This is a genomic window from Enterococcus sp. AZ109 (assembly GCF_051714625.1).
Taxonomy (GTDB): Bacteria; Bacillota; Bacilli; order Lactobacillales; family Enterococcaceae; genus Enterococcus_A.
Genome location: NZ_JBIOSF010000001.1, coordinates 1,877,109 through 1,897,703, shown reverse-complemented (window position 1 = coordinate 1,897,703; position 20,595 = coordinate 1,877,109). Strand labels below are relative to the sequence as shown.

At 38.8% G+C, this 20,595-nt stretch carries 15 protein-coding genes; 7 read left to right on the top strand and 8 right to left on the bottom strand.

Going from position 1 to position 20,595, the window contains the following annotated elements:
• Nucleotides 1–153 precede the first annotated feature (153 nt).
• The 3 genes from rpoB (at nt 154) to msrA (ending at nt 8,286) form a co-directional block, all read left to right on the top strand.
• Nucleotides 154–3,774 carry a DNA-directed RNA polymerase subunit beta gene (rpoB, locus tag IGI42_RS08985; RefSeq protein ID WP_438715507.1) on the top strand — a complete coding sequence of 1,207 codons (3,621 nt, stop codon included), beginning with the start codon at nt 154–156 and terminating at the stop codon, nt 3,772–3,774.
• Between the two features lie 69 nt (nt 3,775–3,843).
• Complete coding sequence (gene rpoC, locus IGI42_RS08980) at nt 3,844–7,497, top strand: DNA-directed RNA polymerase subunit beta' (RefSeq protein WP_438715506.1); 3,654 nt, start codon at nt 3,844–3,846, stop codon at nt 7,495–7,497.
• Nucleotides 7,498–7,764: 267 nt separating this feature from the next.
• Nucleotides 7,765–8,286: a peptide-methionine (S)-S-oxide reductase MsrA gene (msrA, locus tag IGI42_RS08975; RefSeq protein ID WP_438715505.1), complete on the top strand. Its 522-nt coding sequence runs from the start codon at nt 7,765–7,767 to the stop codon at nt 8,284–8,286.
• A 23-nt stretch (nt 8,287–8,309) separates the two neighbouring features.
• Here the strand turns inward: msrA and IGI42_RS08970 are convergent, their stop codons facing one another.
• A complete protein-coding gene (locus tag IGI42_RS08970; protein WP_438715504.1) occupies nt 8,310–9,005 on the bottom strand; it encodes a prepilin peptidase in 696 nt (231 codons plus the stop codon).
• A 129-nt stretch (nt 9,006–9,134) separates the two neighbouring features.
• On the opposite strand from IGI42_RS08970, the gene IGI42_RS08965 reads away from it, so the two are divergent.
• On the top strand, nt 9,135–9,602 hold the full coding sequence (locus IGI42_RS08965; protein WP_438715503.1) for a Dps family protein: 468 nt from the start codon (nt 9,135–9,137) through the stop codon (nt 9,600–9,602).
• Nucleotides 9,603–9,657: 55 nt separating this feature from the next.
• Here IGI42_RS08965 and argH read toward each other — a convergent pair whose 3' ends face one another.
• Together argH and IGI42_RS08955 are read right to left on the bottom strand one after the other, a co-directional pair.
• A complete protein-coding gene (argH, locus tag IGI42_RS08960; protein WP_438715502.1) occupies nt 9,658–11,037 on the bottom strand; it encodes an argininosuccinate lyase in 1,380 nt (459 codons plus the stop codon).
• Between the two features lie 332 nt (nt 11,038–11,369).
• Nucleotides 11,370–12,578 (bottom strand): argininosuccinate synthase, encoded by a 1,209-nt coding sequence (locus tag IGI42_RS08955; RefSeq protein ID WP_438715501.1) that lies wholly within the window; start codon nt 12,576–12,578, stop codon nt 11,370–11,372.
• A 313-nt stretch (nt 12,579–12,891) separates the two neighbouring features.
• On the opposite strand from IGI42_RS08955, the gene rplM reads away from it, so the two are divergent.
• Both rplM and rpsI read left to right on the top strand, forming a co-directional pair.
• Nucleotides 12,892–13,338, top strand: a complete 447-nt coding sequence (gene rplM / locus IGI42_RS08950) for a 50S ribosomal protein L13 (RefSeq protein WP_347565066.1) — start codon at nt 12,892–12,894, stop codon at nt 13,336–13,338.
• A 15-nt stretch (nt 13,339–13,353) separates the two neighbouring features.
• Nucleotides 13,354–13,746: a 30S ribosomal protein S9 gene (gene rpsI, locus IGI42_RS08945; protein ID WP_438715500.1), complete on the top strand. Its 393-nt coding sequence runs from the start codon at nt 13,354–13,356 to the stop codon at nt 13,744–13,746.
• Between the two features lie 459 nt (nt 13,747–14,205).
• Here the strand turns inward: rpsI and IGI42_RS08940 are convergent, their stop codons facing one another.
• A complete protein-coding gene (locus tag IGI42_RS08940; RefSeq protein WP_438717069.1) occupies nt 14,206–14,730 on the bottom strand; it encodes a hypothetical protein in 525 nt (174 codons plus the stop codon).
• A gap of 126 nt (nt 14,731–14,856) precedes the next feature.
• Nucleotides 14,857–15,282: a sigma-70 family RNA polymerase sigma factor gene (locus IGI42_RS08935; RefSeq protein ID WP_438715499.1), complete on the bottom strand. Its 426-nt coding sequence runs from the start codon at nt 15,280–15,282 to the stop codon at nt 14,857–14,859.
• Between the two features lie 297 nt (nt 15,283–15,579).
• On the opposite strand from IGI42_RS08935, the gene IGI42_RS08930 reads away from it, so the two are divergent.
• A complete protein-coding gene (locus IGI42_RS08930; RefSeq protein ID WP_438715498.1) occupies nt 15,580–17,214 on the top strand; it encodes a hypothetical protein in 1,635 nt (544 codons plus the stop codon).
• A 59-nt stretch (nt 17,215–17,273) separates the two neighbouring features.
• On the opposite strand, the gene IGI42_RS08925 is transcribed toward IGI42_RS08930, so the two are convergent.
• The 3 genes from IGI42_RS08925 to IGI42_RS08915 form a co-directional block, all read right to left on the bottom strand.
• Nucleotides 17,274–17,552, bottom strand: a complete 279-nt coding sequence (locus IGI42_RS08925) for a hypothetical protein (protein WP_438715497.1) — start codon at nt 17,550–17,552, stop codon at nt 17,274–17,276.
• Nucleotides 17,553–18,387: 835 nt separating this feature from the next.
• Entirely contained in the window at nt 18,388–18,645 is a 258-nt protein-coding gene (locus tag IGI42_RS08920) for a hypothetical protein (RefSeq protein ID WP_438715496.1), read from the bottom strand.
• Between the two features lie 574 nt (nt 18,646–19,219).
• Nucleotides 19,220–20,467 (bottom strand): replication initiation factor domain-containing protein, encoded by a 1,248-nt coding sequence (locus IGI42_RS08915; protein ID WP_438715495.1) that lies wholly within the window; start codon nt 20,465–20,467, stop codon nt 19,220–19,222.
• Between the last annotated feature and the right edge of the window lie 128 nt (nt 20,468–20,595).

The following is a 20,595-nucleotide window of genomic DNA, read 5'->3' as shown; positions in this document are numbered from 1 at the left end:
AGTAGAAGCTCAAGAATTTTTTCAAGAGAACGTTCTATTTTTGGTTTTTTTTTGCCTAAAAGCCGCTAAAAATGTCTGGTGTTACACAATTTTAATATTTGTAACATAAATGTCATTCATCTTCGGATCGGTTTTCAGACTTTTTAACAAGGAGTGAAGAACTTGGCTGGATATGACGTGAAATACGGGAAACACCGCACACGTAGAAGCTTTGCCCGAATCAGTGAAGTATTGGAATTACCGAACTTGATCGAAATTCAAACAGATTCTTATCAGTGGTTCTTAGACGAAGGACTAAGAGAAATGTTTGAAGACATTTTGCCAATTGAAGACTTTACCGGAAACTTGTCACTTGAATTTGTTGACTATGAATTAAAGGAACCAAAATACACCGTCGCAGAAGCACGCCAACACGATGCAAATTACTCTGCCCCTTTACATGTTATCTTGCGTTTAGTAAACCGCGAAACAGGTGAAATCAAATCCCAAGAAGTATTCTTTGGCGATTTCCCGTTAATGACTGAACAAGGAACGTTTATTATCAATGGTGCGGAACGAGTAATCGTTTCTCAGCTAGTACGTTCTCCTGGTGTTTACTTCCATGGAAAAGTTGATAAAAACGGAAAAGAAGGCTTCGGCTCAACTGTGATCCCTAACCGTGGTGCATGGTTAGAAATGGAAACAGATGCCAAGGACATTTCTTATGTACGAATTGACCGTACCCGAAAAATTCCTTTGACTACTTTAGTTCGTGCGTTAGGCTTTGGCTCAGATGATACCATCATGGAATTGTTTGGCGAAAGCGACTCATTGCGCAATACGATTGAAAAGGATTTGCACAAAAATCCAAGTGATTCTCGGACTGAAGAAGGCTTGAAAGATGTTTACGAACGTCTTCGTCCCGGCGAACCGAAAACAGCTGACAGCTCACGGAGCCTGTTAACTGCTCGTTTCTTTGATCCAAAACGTTACGACTTAGCAAATGTTGGTCGTTACAAAGTAAATAAAAAACTAGACTTAAAAACCCGTCTATTGAATTTAACCTTGGCTGAAACCTTAGTTGATTCAGAAACTGGCGAAATCATCGTAGAAAAAGATACAGTATTAACCCACCAAGTGATGGATGAATTAGGACCTCATTTGGAAAACGGCTTAAATTCTGTTACTTATTATCCTTCAGATGATGCGGTAGTAACTGATCCAATGACTGTTCAACCAATTAAAGTATATTCACCAAAAGATCCTGAACGCGTAGTAACAGTAATCGGTAATGGCTACCCTACGGCTGCTGTACGGACTGTTCGCCCAGGTGACATCATTGCTTCAATGAGCTACTTCTTGAACTTGATGGAAAACATCGGCAACGTAGATGACATCGACCACTTAGGTAACCGTCGTATTCGTTCCGTTGGTGAATTGTTGCAAAACCAATTCCGTATTGGTTTAGCCCGTATGGAACGTGTGGTTCGTGAGCGGATGTCGATTCAAGACACTGAAACCTTGACACCACAACAATTAATCAATATTCGTCCAGTTGTAGCAAGTATCAAAGAATTCTTTGGTTCTTCACAGTTGTCACAGTTCATGGACCAAACAAACCCTCTTGGGGAATTGACCCATAAACGTCGTCTATCTGCCTTAGGGCCTGGTGGTTTGACTCGTGACCGCGCCGGCTATGAAGTTCGAGACGTTCACTATTCCCACTATGGTCGTATGTGTCCGATTGAAACACCGGAAGGTCCGAATATCGGATTGATCAATAGCTTGGCATCTTATGCGAAGGTCAACAAATTCGGTTTTATCGAAACACCTTACCGTCGTGTCGATCGTGCAACAGGTCGTGTAACTGAACATATTGATTACTTAACTGCTGATACCGAGGACCACTATGTAGTAGCCCAAGCCAACAGTAAATTGAACGAAGATGGCACATTTGCTGAAGAATTGGTTATGGCTCGTGCAACCAGTGAAAACTTGGAAGTAACCATTGATAAAGTGGATTACATGGATGTATCGCCTAAACAGGTAGTTGCTGTTGCGACTGCATGTATTCCTTTCTTGGAAAACGATGACTCCAACCGTGCCTTGATGGGTGCCAACATGCAGCGGCAAGCTGTACCATTGATCCAACCACGTTCTCCTTGGGTTGGTACTGGTATGGAATACACTGCAGCCCATGACTCAGGTGCTGCTCTATTATGTAAAAATGATGGTGTCGTTGAATTTGTTGATGCTAACGAAGTACGCGTTCGTCGCGACAACGGCGCATTAGATAAATACGACATTACGAAATTCCGTCGTTCCAACTCTGGTACCAGCTACAACCAACGTCCGTTAGTCGGCTTAGGCGAAATCGTCGAAGCTGGAGATATTTTGGCAGATGGTCCATCAATGGAAAACGGTGAATTAGCCTTAGGTCAAAACGTAGTCGTTGCCTTCATGACTTGGGAAGGTTACAACTATGAAGATGCGATTATCATGAGTCGTCGTTTAGTGAAAGACGATGTTTATACTTCGGTTCATATTGAAGAATACGAATCAGAAGCACGTGATACCAAATTAGGACCTGAAGAAATTACCCGTGAAATTCCAAACGTTGGGGAAGACGCATTGAAAAACTTGGACGAAATGGGGATTATCCGCATTGGTGCCGAAGTTTATGATGGTGATTTATTAGTTGGGAAAGTAACACCAAAAGGAGTTACTGAACTTTCTGCTGAAGAACGTCTATTGCATGCTATCTTTGGTGAAAAAGCTCGTGAAGTACGTGATACATCATTACGTGTTCCTCATGGCGGCGGCGGGATCGTTCACGATGTGAAGATCTTTACCCGTGAAGCCGGCGATGAATTATCACCAGGCGTAAACATGCTGGTTCGTGTGTATATTGTTCAAAAACGTAAAATCCATGAAGGGGACAAAATGGCCGGTCGTCACGGAAACAAAGGGGTCGTTTCTCGCATTATGCCAGAAGAAGACATGCCTTACTTGCCAGACGGCACACCAGTTGATGTCATGTTGAACCCACTTGGGGTACCATCACGGATGAACATCGGACAAGTACTAGAATTGCACTTGGGGATGGCTGCTCGTTCATTGGGTATCCACGTAGCAACGCCTGTATTCGATGGCGCCGCTGATACTGATGTATGGGAAACTGTTCGTGAAGCTGGAATGGCCAACGATGCGAAAACCGTTTTATACGATGGACGTACCGGTGAACCATTTGACAACCGGATTTCGGTTGGGGTTATGTACATGATCAAATTAGCCCACATGGTTGATGATAAATTACATGCTCGTTCAATTGGACCTTACTCTCTAGTTACACAACAACCTTTAGGTGGTAAAGCACAATTTGGTGGACAACGTTTTGGGGAAATGGAAGTATGGGCACTGGAAGCATACGGTGCCGCATATACCTTGCAAGAAATCTTGACTTACAAGTCAGATGACGTAGTCGGTCGTGTGAAAACATACGAAGCGATTGTCAAAGGTGAACCAATTCCAAAACCAGGTGTTCCTGAATCCTTCCGCGTATTGGTAAAAGAGTTACAAGCACTAGGTTTAGATATGCAAGTATTGGATATCGACGACAAAGAAATTGAGCTGCGTGACATGGATGATGACGATGACGACTTAATCACAGTAGATGCGTTGACCAAGTTTGCTGAGCAACAATCAGCCAAAGAATTGGAACAAAAAGCCGCTGCTGAACGTGAGAGCCAAGCTTCAGATTTAATCCAAGAAATTGAAACAGCAGAAGACTTATAAGAGTCCGTTTGACGCAAGTCATCTAAATCTAGGTGACTTGCGGATTAAAAGAAATGGAGGGAAACCCTTTTGATCGATGTTAACAAGTTCGAAAGTATGCAAATAGGTTTAGCTTCTCCCGAAAAAATCAGAAGCTGGTCTTACGGTGAAGTAAAAAAACCGGAAACCATTAATTACCGTACCTTAAAGCCAGAACGTGAAGGGTTATTTGATGAACGGATCTTTGGTCCTACCAAAGACTGGGAATGTGCCTGCGGAAAGTACAAACGTATCCGTTATAAAGGAATCGTTTGTGACCGTTGTGGCGTGGAAGTAACTCGCTCAAAAGTTCGTCGTGAACGCATGGGCCACATCGAATTAGCTGCTCCTGTGACACACATTTGGTATTTCAAAGGTATTCCTTCTCGTATGGGTCTTGTGTTAGACATGAGTCCTCGTGCGTTAGAAGAAATTATCTACTTTGCCTCTTATGTAGTCATCGAAGCTGGGAACACAAGCTTAGAAAGAAAACAATTATTAACAGAACGCGAATACCGTGAAAAACGTGAACAATATGGTCAAGAATTCCAAGCAGCAATGGGGGCAGAAGCCATCAAACAACTGTTAGATCAAGTTGATTTAGAAGGCGAAACTGCTGAATTGAAAGAGGAATTAAAGACTGCTCAAGGACAAAAACGGACCCGTGCCATCCGTCGTTTAGACGTATTGGAAGCGTTCCGTGCTTCTGGCAACCGTCCAAGCTGGATGGTTATGGATGTTATTCCTGTAATCCCGCCAGACTTGCGTCCAATGGTGCAATTAGAAGGGGGCCGTTTTGCGACTTCTGACTTGAATGATTTGTACCGTCGAGTAATTAACCGTAACAACCGGTTGAAACGTCTATTAGACTTAAATGCACCAAACATCATTGTCCAAAATGAAAAACGGATGCTGCAAGAAGCGGTCGATGCCTTGATCGATAATGGTCGTCGTGGCCGTCCAGTTACTGGACCAGGTAACCGCCCATTGAAATCTCTTTCTCATATGTTGAAAGGGAAACAAGGTCGTTTCCGTCAAAACTTGCTAGGTAAACGTGTCGATTACTCTGCCCGTTCCGTTATCGTTGTAGGACCATTCTTGAAGATGTATCAATGTGGTTTGCCAAAAGAAATGGCCATCGAGTTGTTCAAACCTTTCGTAATGAAAGAATTAGTCCAACGAGAAATTGCTTCAAACATCAAGAATGCAAAACGCAAAATCGAACGTCAAGAAGATGTTGTTTGGGATATCTTAGAAGAAGTTATCCGTGAACATCCTGTTCTATTGAACCGGGCACCTACTTTGCACCGATTAGGTATCCAAGCCTTTGAACCAATCTTAGTTGAAGGTCGTGCCATTCGTCTTCACCCATTAGTATGTGAAGCCTACAATGCCGATTTCGATGGAGACCAAATGGCGGTTCACTTGCCTTTAGGCGAAGAAGCTCAAGCAGAAGCACGTATGCTAATGCTAGCTGCAACCCACATTTTGAATCCAAAAGATGGTAAACCAGTTGTTACACCATCTCAGGATATGGTCCTAGGTAACTACTACCTAACAATGGAAGAAGAAGGTCGTGAAGGGGAAGGCATGGTCTTCCGTGACATGAACGAAGCAGTGTTGGCATGGCGTAATGGCTATGTGCATTTACACTCTCGTGTAGCCGTTGATCCAAATACCTTAGGCGACAAACCATTTACTGAATGGCAAAAAGAACGTCTAATGATTACGACTGTTGGTAAAATTATCTTTAATGATATTATGCCTCAGGAGTTCCCTTACTTGAATGAACCAACTGATTTCAACTTGACGCAGCATACGCCTGACAAATACTTTGTCGAAAGAGGCACTGATATTCCTGCGATTATCAAGGAACAACCAATCATCTTGCCGTTCAAGAAGAAAAACTTAGGAAACATCATCTCCGAAGTCTTCAAGCGTTTCAAAGTCACTGATACCTCAATGATGTTGGACCGTATGAAAGACTTAGGTTACAAACACTCAACTATGGCTGGTATGACTGTGGGTATTGCCGACATCATGGCCTTGGCTGAAAAACAAGAAATCATCGATGCAGCTCATGAACAAGTTGCAACGATCACGAAGCAATTCCGTCGTGGTTTGATTACCGATGAAGAACGTTATGAACGTGTAATTGGCGTTTGGAATGCAGCGAAAGATGCCATCCAACAAAAACTGATGGAATCCTTAGATGCGAAAAACCCAATCTTCATGATGTCCGATTCTGGTGCCCGTGGTAACATCTCCAACTTTACTCAGCTTGCTGGGATGCGTGGATTGATGGCCGCTCCGAATGGACAAATCATGGAATTGCCGATTATTTCAAACTTCCGTGAAGGTTTATCGGTCTTGGAAATGTTTATCTCGACTCACGGAGCTCGTAAAGGGATGACCGATACAGCCTTGAAGACAGCCGATTCTGGTTACTTAACGCGTCGTTTGGTTGACGTTGCCCAAGATGTAATCGTTCGTGAAGATGACTGTGGAACAGACCGTGGATTGGAAATCTCCGCGATTCGTGAAGGCAATGAAATTATCGAATCACTAGAAGAACGTCTAGTGGGTCGTTATACGCAAAAATCAGTAAGACATCCTGAAACAGGTGAAATCTTACTAGGTGGCGATACCCTAATTACCGAAGCTGATGCAAAACGTTTGCTTGATGCTGGCGTTGAAAAACTAACAATCCGTTCAGTCTTTACATGTAACACTAAACATGGTGTATGTAAGCATTGTTACGGCCGTAACTTGGCAACTGGCGATGACGTTGAAGTTGGTGAAGCAGTTGGTACGATCGCTGCTCAATCAATCGGTGAACCTGGTACTCAGTTAACCATGCGTACGTTCCATACCGGTGGGGTTGCTGGAGACGATATTACTCAAGGTCTTCCCCGTGTCCAAGAAATCTTTGAAGCACGTAATCCGAAAGGTTTGGCTGTTATCACCGAAGTTACTGGTGAAGTAACCGAAATCGTTGAAGATGCTGCTACTCGTACCAAAGAAGTAACAGTCAAAGGCGAAACTGATACACGGACATACACCGTTCCTTATACAGGACGTATGAAAGTCGTAGAAGGTGACATGGTTCACCGTGGTGCGCCATTGACAGAAGGTTCAATCGATCCGAAACACTTATTGCAAGTGCGTGACGTGATCTCAGTTGAAACTTACCTGCTTCGTGAAGTACAACGTGTATACCGGATGCAAGGGGTAGAAATCGGCGACAAACATATCGAAGTAATGGTTCGTCAAATGTTGCGTAAAGTCCGTATCATGGACCCAGGTGATTCAGATATCTTACCAGGTACATTATTGGATATTGCCGACTTTAAGGACCGTAACTACAATACAATCGTAGCTGGTGGCACGCCTGCGACATCTCGTCCAGTCTTGCTAGGTATCACCAAAGCATCACTAGAAACAAACAGCTTCTTGTCAGCTGCGTCCTTCCAGGAAACAACGCGTGTCTTGACGGATGCTGCCATTCGCGGTAAGAAAGATCCATTACTTGGATTGAAAGAGAATGTTATTATCGGTAAGATTATTCCTGCCGGTACTGGTATGGCTCGTTACCGTAACATGGAACCAAAAGAAGTTGTCGTAGCCAGCGAAAATGTCTACAGTATCTCTGATATTGAAGCCCAATTAGCTGCCGAAGACGCTTTGAATAATCCATTGAACTAACACCTTAAGGACCTGCTCAAGTTACGAGCAGGTCCTTTTTGCCAGCCTTGCTTTTCGCAGTATACAAAGATAGAAGAACTAACTTGCTCATGATAAACAAATCAGTACGAGCAGTTTAGCAAGGTGGTATGCGCACGAAAATCAGCCTCATTTTTCCCGGTTCTGGAAAAATGAATCCCTAAAAAGAAATTAATAAAACTTGTCTATGAGCAAATTTATTCCATTTTGCGCTAATCAGCATATGATAGAGAAAAGGGGATGAATACAATGGCAGAAGAAAAAGCAATTTTTGCAGGTGGCTGTTTTTGGTGTATGGTCAAACCATTTGATCAAATGCCGGGAATCAAATCGATTGTCTCAGGTTATACTGGCGGACATGTTCCAAATCCGACCTATGAACAGGTAGGGACAGGATTAACAGGGCACACTGAAGCGGTGGAAATTACCTTCGATCCGGAAGTGATATCTTATGAAGAATTAGTGGAAATTTATTGGCAGCAGACGGATCCAACCGATGCGTTTGGTCAATTTGCTGATCGTGGTGATTCCTATCGTCCAGTGATTTTTTATAATTCACCCGAGCAAAAAGCAGCTGCAGAACATTCCAAGGAACAATTACAGATCAGCGGTCGTTTTGATAAACCAATCGTTACGTCAATCGAAGCAGCCAAACCTTTCTATCCAGCAGAAGATTACCATCAAGATTACTATAAGAAAAACAAGCTGCATTACAAAATGTACAGCGAAGGATCCGGTCGTGCAGGATTTATTCGCAAAAATTGGAAATAGATTTAAGCCTAGAGCAAAGCGCTTTAGGCTTTTTTCGTCAGCTGTATTAGACAAAGACCTAAGAAAAGAAAAGGCAAAAAAGGAATTTCCCGTAAGGCTTTCTTTCGCAGCTGGCGATAGCTGTAAAAGAGAATGCCGCTAGCTGAAGCGATCAACAGAATCACTAGTAGCTCATATATGGATAAAAATAAACTCCACAAAGCAAGGACCCAAAGATCACCGGTCCCCATGCTGTCAGGCATAAGCTTTTGGAGCAAGTAAAAGCAAGCAATCAGAATCAACGGATGACTCCAGTACAAAGGAATAGCCAACAAGAGAGCGCCAATCACCAATACACTTCCTGTAAAAAGCAGGATTCTACCCTCTACTAAATAAGTATCGTAATCAATTAATGCTAAGACAAAACTGCTCAGAAGCCAAACCAATACCCAAAAGTTTTGCCACGTAGGTTCATTCGGTAAAATTAACAGCGCTAAACAACCGGTGAATACCTCACAAAATAAATAGCGAAGGGGGAGCTTATGCTGGCAATGCTTACAGCGGAATTTCTGTAAGATGACTGAAAAGATCGGAATCATTTCCTTTAGTGATAGTCGATGGCCGCAAAATGAACAATGGGATCTAGGATAGAGAATCGATTGTTGTCTAGGCATACGGTCAACCACTAGGCAAAGAAATGACCCGACGATTGTATTAACAATAAAGTATGGAATTTGCATAGCTATCTCCCCCTTCACCTATAATTACGCAAAAAAAGTCAAAATGATTTTTTTTTTGACGAAATCTTTGTACTTTTGTAGAAATTGTACTATGCTTTAAGTGAGACAAAATTTAGGAGGAATGTATTTATGAAATTTGAAAAAACTAAAGAAGTATTGAACCAGTTGGTAGCCGATCTTAGTCAATTTTCAGTTGTTATTCATCAAACGCACTGGTATATGCGAGGACCTGAATTTTTAACATTACACCCATTGATGGACGACTATATGGATGAAATCAATGACCAATTGGATGTAATTTCTGAACGCTTAATCACCTTAGATGGCTCACCTTATTCAACGTTGAGTGAATGGGCGGAACATACCGGCATCGAAGACGAAAAAGGCCGTTGGGATCGCACTATTCCAGAACGGATGGAAATTTTAGTGAAGGGCTACCGTTACTTAGCGGACCTTTATCAAAAGGGAATCGAAGTGGCTGGCGAAGAAGGCGACGATAGCACTCAAGATATCTTCACGGGCTTCAAAACAGACTTAGAAAAGAAAATCTGGATGCTGCAAGCTAAATTAGGCAAAGCACCTGAAATTGATGCGTAACTAAAAAATGACTGTAGACCAAGCTCGAAAAGGAGGTCTACAGTCATTTTTATTTTCATTTCGCTTGCAAGGATTTTTTCGCTTCTTGAATTTGCCATTCTACTTGTTCAAAGCTGGTGCCACCTAAAGAAGTCCGGCGTACAACGGCGGTTTTTGAAGCCAGCGTGTTGTAAATATCTTCTTCGATTAGGTCAGAGATCGCTTGATATTCTTCTAACGGAACATCTTGCAAGTAGATCCCTTTTTGCGTACAACTTAGAACCAATTTTCCAACGATTTCGTGAGCTTGACGGAAAGGAATGCCCTTAGTTGCCAAGTAGTCCGCTAGCTCAGTCGCATTAGAGAAATCTTTTTCAGTTGCGTCGTGCATCGTTTGCGTGTGTACATTCATGGTGTCGATCATGCCAGTCATGATTTCCAAGCTGGTTGCTACCGTATGAACCGTGTCAAACATGCCTTCCTTGTCTTCCTGCAGGTCTTTGTTGTAGGCTAGCGGCAAACCCTTCATCACTGTTAACAAACCGATTAGATCGCCAACCACGCGTCCTGACTTGCCTCGAATTAACTCTGCCATGTCAGGATTTTTCTTTTGCGGCATAATCGAGCTGCCGGTAGAGAAGGTATCCGTTAATTCCACGAATTTAAACTCATGGCTGCACCATAAAATGATTTCTTCACAAAACCGTGATAAGTGCATCATTAAAATCGAGCTATTGCTTAAAAATTCCAAGATAAAGTCCCGATCACTAACCCCATCTAAGCTGTTGGAGTAAATCCCGCCAAAACCCAGTTCGTCAGCCGTCATTTGACGATCAATCGGAAAAGTTGTTCCCGCCAGCGCAGCACAACCTAATGGCGAAAGATCGATCCGTTTCAAGCTTTCTGTCAAACGCTCTTGATCTCTAGTCAGCATGTTGTAATAAGCCATTAAATGATGACCGAAAGAAATCGGCTGTGCATGTTGCAGGTGAGTATAGCCAGGCATGATTGTTTCGGTATGTTCTTCGGCTTTTGCCACCAGCACTTCACGAAAGGCAGTGATTTTTTCAACGATGTCTTGTACATGTTCCTTTAAATATAAATGCATGTCCGTTGCCACTTGGTCATTCCGGCTACGAGCTGTGTGAAGTTTACCAGCCACCGGTCCGATTTCATCATGCAGCATTTTTTCCAAGTTTAAATGAATATCTTCGTTTTCAATCGTAAAGGTTAATTCGTTTTTTGCTAATTTGTCGGCTAATGTATTCAGGCCAGCAACGATTGCTTGGGCATCCTCTTCTGAAATAATCCCTGTTTTGCCTAACATTTTCACGTGAGCCAAGCTTCCTGTAATATCTTGTTTGGCTAATTGTTGATCAAAAGGAATCGATGCGCCAAATGCATCAATCCATGCTTCATTTTTACCGTCAAACCGACCGCCCCAAAGCTTTGCCATAATTGTTCCTCCGCTTCATTAATAAAGTTCCTACTATCTAGATTAGCTGTTTTTCACCGAAATGGAAACAGTATTTTATTGATTCATCAAAAAAAGGCTCCCCAAACTGCTGAAAAGGCCAGTTCGTGAAGCCTAAAAAAGACCGCCGAAACGGTCCTGTTTGCTTGGGAGGAGGCATCTTCTCAGATACCTCAGGATGAAACACACTGCTGGTTTCCTTATTTCCTTACAGGAAAAGAAACTCACCTATGAGCAATGGCAAGATGTGAACCGGACAGCCTTATTTACCGGCAAGTAAAAGCTGCCTCACATCTGGTTCACCTTGCAAGTTCTTATAAACTAGGTTGTTTGTTGCTTGCTTGTACTTCAGCATTTACCTTTGTTGGTAGACCCCATAATTTAATGAAGCCAATTGCTGCATCTTGATCGAAAGTATCGGCAGAAGTATAAGTTGCCAAGTTTTCGTTATATAAGCTGTTGTTAGACTTACGTCCTTCAACAATCACGTTGCCTTTAAACATTTTCACCCGTAACACACCGTTCACAACTTTTTGTGACTCTGCCAAGAAAGCTTTCAGTGCGTCCATTGTTGGGTTGAACCATAGACCATCATAGATCATTTGACCTAATTTTTGTTCGATGATTGGTTTGAAATGCGCCATTTCCCGTACAAAGGTTAAATCTTCTAATTCTTTATGAGCTGCCATTAGAACCGTCGCACCTGGGCATTCGTAAACTTCCCGTGATTTGATTCCTACAAGACGGTTTTCAATGTGGTCGATCCGGCCAATTCCGTGTTTGCCAGCTTCGGCATTCAAGGTCATGATCAAGTCTGACAACAACATTTCTTCTCCATCTAAAGCAACTGGAACCCCTTGTTCAAAGGTAATTTCAGTAATTGTTGGTACATCTGGTGTATCTTCTAATTCCGCTGTGATATCATAAGCACCTTTAGGCGGTGTAGCCCAAGGATCTTCTAAGATTCCGCATTCACAAGCTCTGCCCCATAGATTTTGGTCGATTGAATAAGGATTGTCCAAATCCGCTGGAATCGGCACACCTTTTTCAGCAGCATAATGAATTTCTTCTTCTCTAGACCATTTCCATTCCCGAACAGGAGCGATGATCTTCAAGTTTGGATCAAGTGCGGAAATTGATACTTCAAAACGTACTTGGTCGTTTCCTTTACCTGTACAGCCATGAGCGATCGTTGTTGCGCCGGTTTGATGTGCTAGCTCAACTAATTTTTTAGAAATTAGTGGACGAGATAAAGCCGAAACTAATGGGTATGAATTTTCATAGTAGGTATTTCCTTGTAAAGCGACTAAAACGAACTCTTTTGCGAATTCTTCTCTTGCATCGATTGCATAAGAAGCACTAGCGCCAACGTCCAACGCTTTCTTTTTGATGGATTCAGTATCTCTTCCTTCACCAATATCCAAACAACATGCGACTACGTCATATCCTTCATCAACTAACCATTTAATAGAAACTGAAGTGTCTAAACCACCTGAATAAGCTAAAATTACTTTTTCTTTCATCCTGAAAACTCCCTTTTTCCTTGAACTCTAATTTTGTGTTGAAGTTATCTTAGCACCATAAAATACAAAAATCAACCCCTTTTTAAATATTTATACAAAAAAGTTTTGGATTAGTGTCTATTTATGCATTTAGCTTACAGCAGCGAGATCGAGTATATAAGGAAAGAATTAGAAAAAACTTTGTAAAGACGACAGAAAAACGTTGACACGGCGGGCATTAGGAAGTATTATGGTAAATGGTATTGTTTGCCCCACGAGAGCCCCGGAAACTCAAGTGTTTGTCAAACATTCGAAATTGAAATTGGAGGAAGAAATCGTGCGCACAACATATATGGCTAAGCCAGGCGAAGTAGAACGTAAATGGTACGTTATCGATGCAACAGATGTTCCTTTGGGACGTCTATCAACTGTAGCTGCTACTATCTTACGTGGAAAAAATAAACCAACATTTACACCCCATGTAGATACTGGAGATTTTGTAATTGTAATTAATGCTGACAAAGTGAAACTTACAGGTAATAAGGCTTCAGACAAGATGTACTACCGTCACTCAATGTATCCAGGCGGATTAAAATCAGTCTCTGCAGGCGAATTACGTGCTAAAAATTCTCGTCGTTTAGTTGAAACTTCTGTTAAAGGTATGTTGCCTAAGAACACTCTAGGCCGCAAACAAGGCATGAAACTTCACGTATACGGTGAAGCAACACATCCACACACAGCTCAACAGCCAGAAGTTTTAGACATCACAAACTTAATTTAACAGGAGGGAAATTCATTGGCACAAGTACAATATAACGGCACAGGTCGTCGTAAAAATGCAGTTGCTCGCGTACGCTTAGTACCAGGAACTGGTAAAATTACTGTAAATAAAAAAGACGTTGAAGAATATATTCCACATGCTGACTTGCGTTTAGTTATCAACCAACCTTTTGGTGTAACTGAAACAACTGGTTCATACGATGTATTCGTAAATGTTAACGGCGGAGGCTACGCTGGACAATCAGGCGCTATCCGTCACGGTATCGCTCGTGCGTTACTAGAAGTTGATCCTGACTTCCGTCTTCCATTAAAACGCGCTGGATTACTTACTCGTGATTCACGTATGGTTGAACGTAAGAAACCAGGTTTGAAAAAAGCCCGCAAAGCGAGCCAATTCTCAAAACGTTAATTCGTTTATACAGAAGATCGAAGGCACTTTCCATTTGGAAGGTGTCTTTTTTACTTTTCAATACATTGAATTTAACTACTCAATTAGGAGAAAACCAGTTAAACTTTGGAATTTTGAACTATTTTTGATTACTGATTACTGATTACTGATTACTGATTACTGATTACTGATTACTGGGGATCGTAGTTCAATATCTTAATGTGAGTTAAAGATAATAAAAGGCGCCGGTGGCTTTCACTTCTTGAGCCACGACGCCGATTTTTATCCTTTTGTTACCCTCGAACTAAAGAGCGTTTTTTACTCTATTAGGTGTCGAGAAATAATAGTCAGGGTTTCGATTTTCTGTTTCTTCCTTTATGTGTGACTCCATTTCTTTTAGGAACTTTTGTACTTGCTGATTGTTTGATGTCTTAACATATAAAATTACACGGTCTTGGTGAATATCCATAACGCATTTATTTACAGCACAATTGAAAGTGCGAATGATAGGATTATATGTGGTGATATTTGGGCTTCGATAGTTATTAATTTTTCTATTTGTTCGGCTTGAGTTAAGAAATGGCGAAATAGCATGGTGATATACACAGATTTAAAGTAATTCATGATTTTATCAGATTTAAATCGCTTAACTAATTCAATTGTTATTACTAACACTTTCACAGCAGTTTCTAGAAGGCTGATTCTTATTAAATATCCATTGATTTGTTTTATAATGTTTGAAATTTGTTGAATAAGTGTAACATCACTTTTTGAGAGAGAAACAATAATAAATTTAGCTGAGAATCCTAACAATAGAGCAAGCAATGCCGTAATAAATAAAAAGATAGTCGAATTTAAACTCAGCATAAAATAAGATTTTTTATTATAAAACACCTCGCTTCGTATAATAATTTGGACATAACAAAGGCAATGCTTGATAAAGATGAACGTTAGCTGCACGTCCCAATAAAGAAATTTGAGACAACTTTTATATCTTGTTTTCATAATATTTCCCTCTTTATTAGATTATTAACTCACTATTTTTGAGCTTGATGTTACAGTGATTTTCCCTCCTTACTATTAAGGAGAAAAAATGCTGAAGATTCGGAATCTCCAGCATTTAGAAATCTATTATTTTTCTCGAAGGATATCCTTCATTTTTTGTAATGAAGATTCAAGGCGTTTCTTCACAGTCTTATCACTCACAGCTAATTCTTTAGCGAGTCGCGAATATGGTTTATTGTCCCAGTAATATCCTAGGATAATCTGTTTCTCTAGTTTTGATAAAATGGATAGTGCGTTTTTGAGTTGTTGTGCATCTTCTTGAATAATCAGATGTTCAAGTGGGTCTAGATTAGGCTCAGCAATATTGTTAATATATTCTTTTTGTTCACCACAACTAGAAATTTGATTATTCATACTAACTGTATTGTAATGTCGATCTTTTCGTAAATCATTTTCAAACGGTTGATCTAGTAAGTTTAACGCTTGATCCCAATTGTTACTAGCGATTGCCTCATTAATTTTTTTTTCACGTTTTTTTTCAACTTTAGACATGGTATGTTCTTTCCGCCATTATGGACAGAAAGAAACGTGTATGAGCTAATAATTGATGCTAGAGATAAAATAAGCGCACCAAAAAACAGATAAACAATATTTAGCAAAGACAGACGGTTGTTGTCTGGTCATCATATTTGTTTCCATCCATCCATTTGGTGGCCACCGTAAGGACTTAATTATTTACAAGAAATATCTTGTATAAATGTATTTTCGCATGACTCAATATGGGCTATTAGGTAAAGTGGAAAAAAATGAATCTTTGTGAAAAAAGTTTCAAAGTGATACAATGTTTATATGAAAAAGAAGACACTAAATAAACAAATAGATGATTTTTTAAATACTGTTTCAAAGATGGGAGTTACAACCAAAATGATCTCAGAGGATATAGGGGTGTCTCTACACAGCTTATCGGACTGGCGACAAGGGAAAAGTACTCCAAACCAAACGAATCTACTTAAACTAAGGGATTACTCTTTAAAAATAATGGCAAAATATAGTCTAGATTTTCCATTAATAAAAGAGTTGAGGGAACCAATTGAAAGATTTTACAAGTTTGTAGAAGAATTTTTAAGAGAGATGCCTAAAGAAAACGATAAGGAGGATATTATTTTTTCTGACCATCAAAAAAATCTAGAAGCTAAAGAAATTTTGATGCCAATACTTGATTTTCAAAATCTTGATTTCTATTTTAATATTGAGACAGGCGAAGGATTTGGATTAGATCATAAAAATAGGACTGATAGGAAGATTGAAAAAAAATACAGAGAAAATTTCGTGAATAATTTTAACTTACTAGTACATTTTATTGATAAGAATTCACAAAAAGATGTTGAGGAACTCATTTTTGACGGATGGGAGAAAGATCGTGCTGAAGAATTTTATTTAAATCTTCCACATGATGATGATTATAATGTAAAAGAGAAAATTTCATCAGTAGCTGAATTATGGCTTTCAAAAAAATTAAAAGTTAGTAAAACTCAAATTCTAAATTGGAAAAAAGGAAAGGACTTTCCGAGTGCTGAAAATTTGATGAATTTGAAAAAGATATTACATTTGAAAGGAAAAGGATCCTTTTTGATGTATGAGTTTGATTGTGAGCAACTTAAAAGCATGTTTCTACCAAGTTTAAGAAAGGATTCTAATAAAAGAATGGAGGATTACCTCTATTATAAAACTTTGGAATTTTTCACAAATATTCTGTTCGTATATTGTGTTGAAAATCCTATGGTTGAGAAATTAAGAGAAGATATGAAAGATAGTTTAATTGAAGAAAATCATAAGAACGTTGTACTTTCATTTTTTAAAGAAACACATCTTATGAAAGTTTCTAGAGCTTTTATATTAGCTGAAGATGGAATAAGTCATAATCCAGAATTAGAACCATATATTAGTATGAATGAGACACGCTTAAGTTATATAATTAGGAAAAATGAGGAGCTACTAAATAGAGTTTTTACTAAAGAAAATGTGGGACTATTAAATGAAGTAAGTGAAAAAAGATTTGTTAATGAACAGAAAGAGGGGCTAGCCGAGATTATTTCACTTCTTGAGAAAAATGAAGGAGTCAGTAATACGGCTATGTTGAATCTAGCACCCAAATTCAGACTGTTATACTCTCATGACGAGCATACAATGGAACAAATTGATGTTTTGACGGATCAATTAGCTACTTATCTTCAAAGTCCATTAATAAAAAAGTGGTTTGATTCAGAATACTCATTTGAAGGTTTGACGGAGATAAATGAAATTGAAATTATGAGATTCATGCGACATGCTATGCTGTACAACAATCAAGAACTAAGAAAAAAAGTGATAGAATGCGCTAAAAAAAAAATGAAACTTGATTCAGGTTCCCAGTATGATGATTTACTTATACTTTTTGATGATTTATCAATGCCCTCTGTTATTGAAAGAATCTTTAGAAGATAAGTAGTTGTATTAATCAGGAATGCATATGTAACATACATTTTCATAAGGAATAGCTTGCATTAAGGAGTAGAGAAATCTGCTCTTTTTTTGTCTGAAAGTTCAGAAGATACAATCTCACTTTTGCAAAATAGAGTGAAACAGTTTCTTTCATCTTCTAAACGTTGTTCAAAACTTCTATGAGTTGAAAGATCTACAATATTCTCTGTATTGATATAAATGCTTGTCGTGTCTTTATCGCTGTGAGTCAAAGCATTTTGAATATCATCTAAGTTTGCTCCACCTCCTCGTGCGAGAGTCGCATAGGTGTGTCGTAATTTTTGTGGATTTAGATAAGCCAAATGTTCATGTCTTTTTTTAAGGACTTCAAACGAGTGTTTAGATATTCTGTATAAAGTCTTGCATTCATTTCGCCTTTTTTATTTATAAGGGTAAAAAACGAACTGTTCTTCATTAACAGAAATCCTATTCTTGGATAATTCTGCTTCTTGCTGAATTTTACATGTTTTTAATAATCCTACAAGTAAAGTTGGAATTTGAATCTTGATTCGTTTATTTCCTTTTATCTAAACTTTGCACTAATAATAGGGTTTCATTTGAAAAATCAATATGCTTCTACTGGAAGCCATGAGCTCCACTATTTTTTATGCCTGTTCGAAGTGTTAAATGAAATAATAGATAGCCCATCAGAGTAAATTTACCAGTGGTGTGATCTGTCTTTATATCTATTGAATCATTTAAAATAGAATTCATTGATAAAGCAAAATAAGAATTTGGTATGCTACAAATAAACGATAAATTGTAGAGTGATTCAATAATAAATTTTCTGAAATTATTCGACAATTGCACGAAAAATATTTTGAAAATAAAATTTTGAGTATTGGATATCAATTAGCTGATTTATACATACTAAGAAATGATATTTGGCTTCAAAAAATTGGGACATAGAGATAATGCGTTCCAATATTTCAGCATTGACTGTTGATTTAAAGTTAGCTGTTTTGACTGAAGAGGAGTATAATTCGATCGAACAAAATAAAAAAGGGTCTGTGATTACTTTCAGACCCTCTGGCTTCTCAAGATAGATTTGGAAGGATGTTAATATCATTTGGAATACTTGAGAATAGAATCCTATCTTATTCTCTAGAATTTTTAATATAAACTAGCAATTTAGCGTTAACACCAGTCTCGCCCCTGCCTAACTAAATTGCTAGCTTGGTTATCAACCCTTTTGATAATTACTACCGATTCTTGAAGAGGTATAAGACTCGGGGTAATATCGCGAGGACCTATGTGTAACCTACTGTTGCCCTCAGTTTTTTTGTAAATTGTTGTTGTTTCTACAATATTATTATTATCCAACTTTTGAGCAATTAGTGAACTACCGACACTAAAAGTGGCCAATAATAAGGTTATTAATACTTTTCTTTTCATTTGCGTCTCCCCCTGAACAATTTGTGCAACTATTTCTGCTATTATTGTTACTAAAATACTATTAACTAAACCTAAAGTAGCAATCCCGATGGCGAGATTAGGAATCGAACCTAAATAGCAGTGGAATTTAGTGTTAGTCAAGTATGGGTGTAATCAAAGATACAAATGAAGGTACTAATAATATGGTATCATAGTTAAAATTAAAATGGAACCATGTTCTGGACAATGAATATATGGATATCAGGGTATTTGTCTGAAAAGGAGTAAGGTTTTATGAGTTTTTTATTTTGTCAAATTTCTTCTGTATTGAGCATTAGTGACAGGAAATTTGACCAAAGAAAGAGTTACTTATATCACCGTATTTATTATCTTATCTGCCATACCATTTTGTAGTTTAGTTTGAATAAAAAGGCTGTGACATAAAACGTCACCACCTCTTTGTCGTAAGCTGTAAGTGTATATTTTTCTGATTGAATTAATTGGCAGTTTTTTTGCAACACTGAGCACTTAGTATCTCAGTGCCCCTTTTGCCTTCAACTTTGAAGTTGTCTTCCGAAATTAAAATAAACAGACCTCATTGTTTGCGGTGCTTTGCTTTTCTTTGATGTTGTAGTTTACTTTCCAACATTTTTTGATAAAATTTGATTTCTCCCTTGAACCACTCAGGATTTTCATAAACAGTGTTTAGCATCTTTTCCCCCTCTTCATTCAATTTTGCAACTTGTAAGATAAGTCCGAGTAAGTTCACATGATAAATATTTCCAAATTCTTTGATCAATTTTAGCGAGGGTGCCACATTGTTTAATATCCAATTGAAGCTCTTTTCTAAAGTCATGGGATCAGCTTTTAAGCTAAGTGAAATTTCCTCATGGTTACTAATAAAATTTTTCCATTTTTGATCGATTTTAGCTTGTGGTTTTTCAGGTGGACTGTCATAAAAGCAAATTGAATGGTTGATCAAACCCAAAATAATTGCTTCGAAATTATCAGTTTTTATCAATTTTCGAGCTAGTTCTTGAGCTTTTTCATGGCGAGTTCGGAGTTCATAGCGGTTAATGATTGGTGCCTCATCTAAGGCGACTCCTTTTTTTCTCCTTTGTTCGTAATCTTTTTGATAAAAACAGAAATGCATTAAACTTTTCCGAGAGCCAAAGTAGATGGTTGTTCCGTGCGAATCTTGATTTGAAAAGTCCTTAGACTGATAAACATCTCCTATACGGAAAGAGGAACGAAATTCGTTTCGTTCAATTTTTTTTGCTAAATCAGGAATGTTTAAGTAACCATAACGATCATTGATTGCCAGGTCTATTCGAGTGAAATTTCCACCATATTCAAAAACTCGCTTAAAAAAATCATTCCATGTTTCTTTCTTCCCATTCAGCCAACCAGCTAAATAATGACAACCAGTTCCCTTTAATTCAAAGAGTGTCCCTTTCTTCTTGTCCTCTGAAATCCGAATATCGATTGCCTTCAATAAACTATAGCGCCCACTGTATCCAAGAATCTTCGTCTCATGGAAGACCATATGGTTCATACTGATATTTAGCACTTTATCAATCAGCATTTCATAATCTGTTGAGAAGAAATGGATCGTGAGATAATCGACTATCCCTTCTAAATGCTCATTCTTTTCTTTTGAAAGAAGGCAATTTAAGAGTTGTTCAATTTTTTCGTCTGATAATTTTCTACTACCGTTTTCAAATTTTGCTAGCAAGGATCGAGAAATCCCAACTTTGTAAGCAAGTTTCTGTTGAGACCATCCTTTCTCTAAACGAGTTTCTCTCACAGCAGTTCTCATTTCTTCCAATGTTAATCCATTCATAAGTACCTCTGTTCAGTATTTGGTTTTCAAAGATCAAAAAAGTACTTATTTAAGTACTTTTTAATGATACGCCCTCTAGACGTCTTTGTCAACTAAAAAAGTACGAAAAAAAGTACCTGACTATTGTT

What these genes read in the sequence shown, in the direction of transcription:
- IGI42_RS08915 (WP_438715495.1), bottom strand. Translation starts at nt 20,467, where the DNA reads ATGAATGGATTAACATTGGAAGAAATGAGAACTGCTGTGAGAGAAACT.
- IGI42_RS08920 (WP_438715496.1), bottom strand. Translation starts at nt 18,645, where the DNA reads ATGAAAAGAAAAGTATTAATAACCTTATTATTGGCCACTTTTAGTGTC.
- msrA (WP_438715505.1), top strand. Translation starts at nt 7,765, where the DNA reads ATGGCAGAAGAAAAAGCAATTTTTGCAGGTGGCTGTTTTTGGTGTATG.
- IGI42_RS08970 (WP_438715504.1), bottom strand. Translation starts at nt 9,005, where the DNA reads ATGCAAATTCCATACTTTATTGTTAATACAATCGTCGGGTCATTTCTT.
- IGI42_RS08940 (WP_438717069.1), bottom strand. Translation starts at nt 14,730, where the DNA reads ATGAAAACAAGATATAAAAGTTGTCTCAAATTTCTTTATTGGGACGTG.
- argH (WP_438715502.1), bottom strand. Translation starts at nt 11,037, where the DNA reads ATGGCAAAGCTTTGGGGCGGTCGGTTTGACGGTAAAAATGAAGCATGG.
- IGI42_RS08935 (WP_438715499.1), bottom strand. Translation starts at nt 15,282, where the DNA reads ATGTCTAAAGTTGAAAAAAAACGTGAAAAAAAAATTAATGAGGCAATC.
- IGI42_RS08965 (WP_438715503.1), top strand. Translation starts at nt 9,135, where the DNA reads ATGAAATTTGAAAAAACTAAAGAAGTATTGAACCAGTTGGTAGCCGAT.
- IGI42_RS08930 (WP_438715498.1), top strand. Translation starts at nt 15,580, where the DNA reads ATGAAAAAGAAGACACTAAATAAACAAATAGATGATTTTTTAAATACT.
- IGI42_RS08955 (WP_438715501.1), bottom strand. Translation starts at nt 12,578, where the DNA reads ATGAAAGAAAAAGTAATTTTAGCTTATTCAGGTGGTTTAGACACTTCA.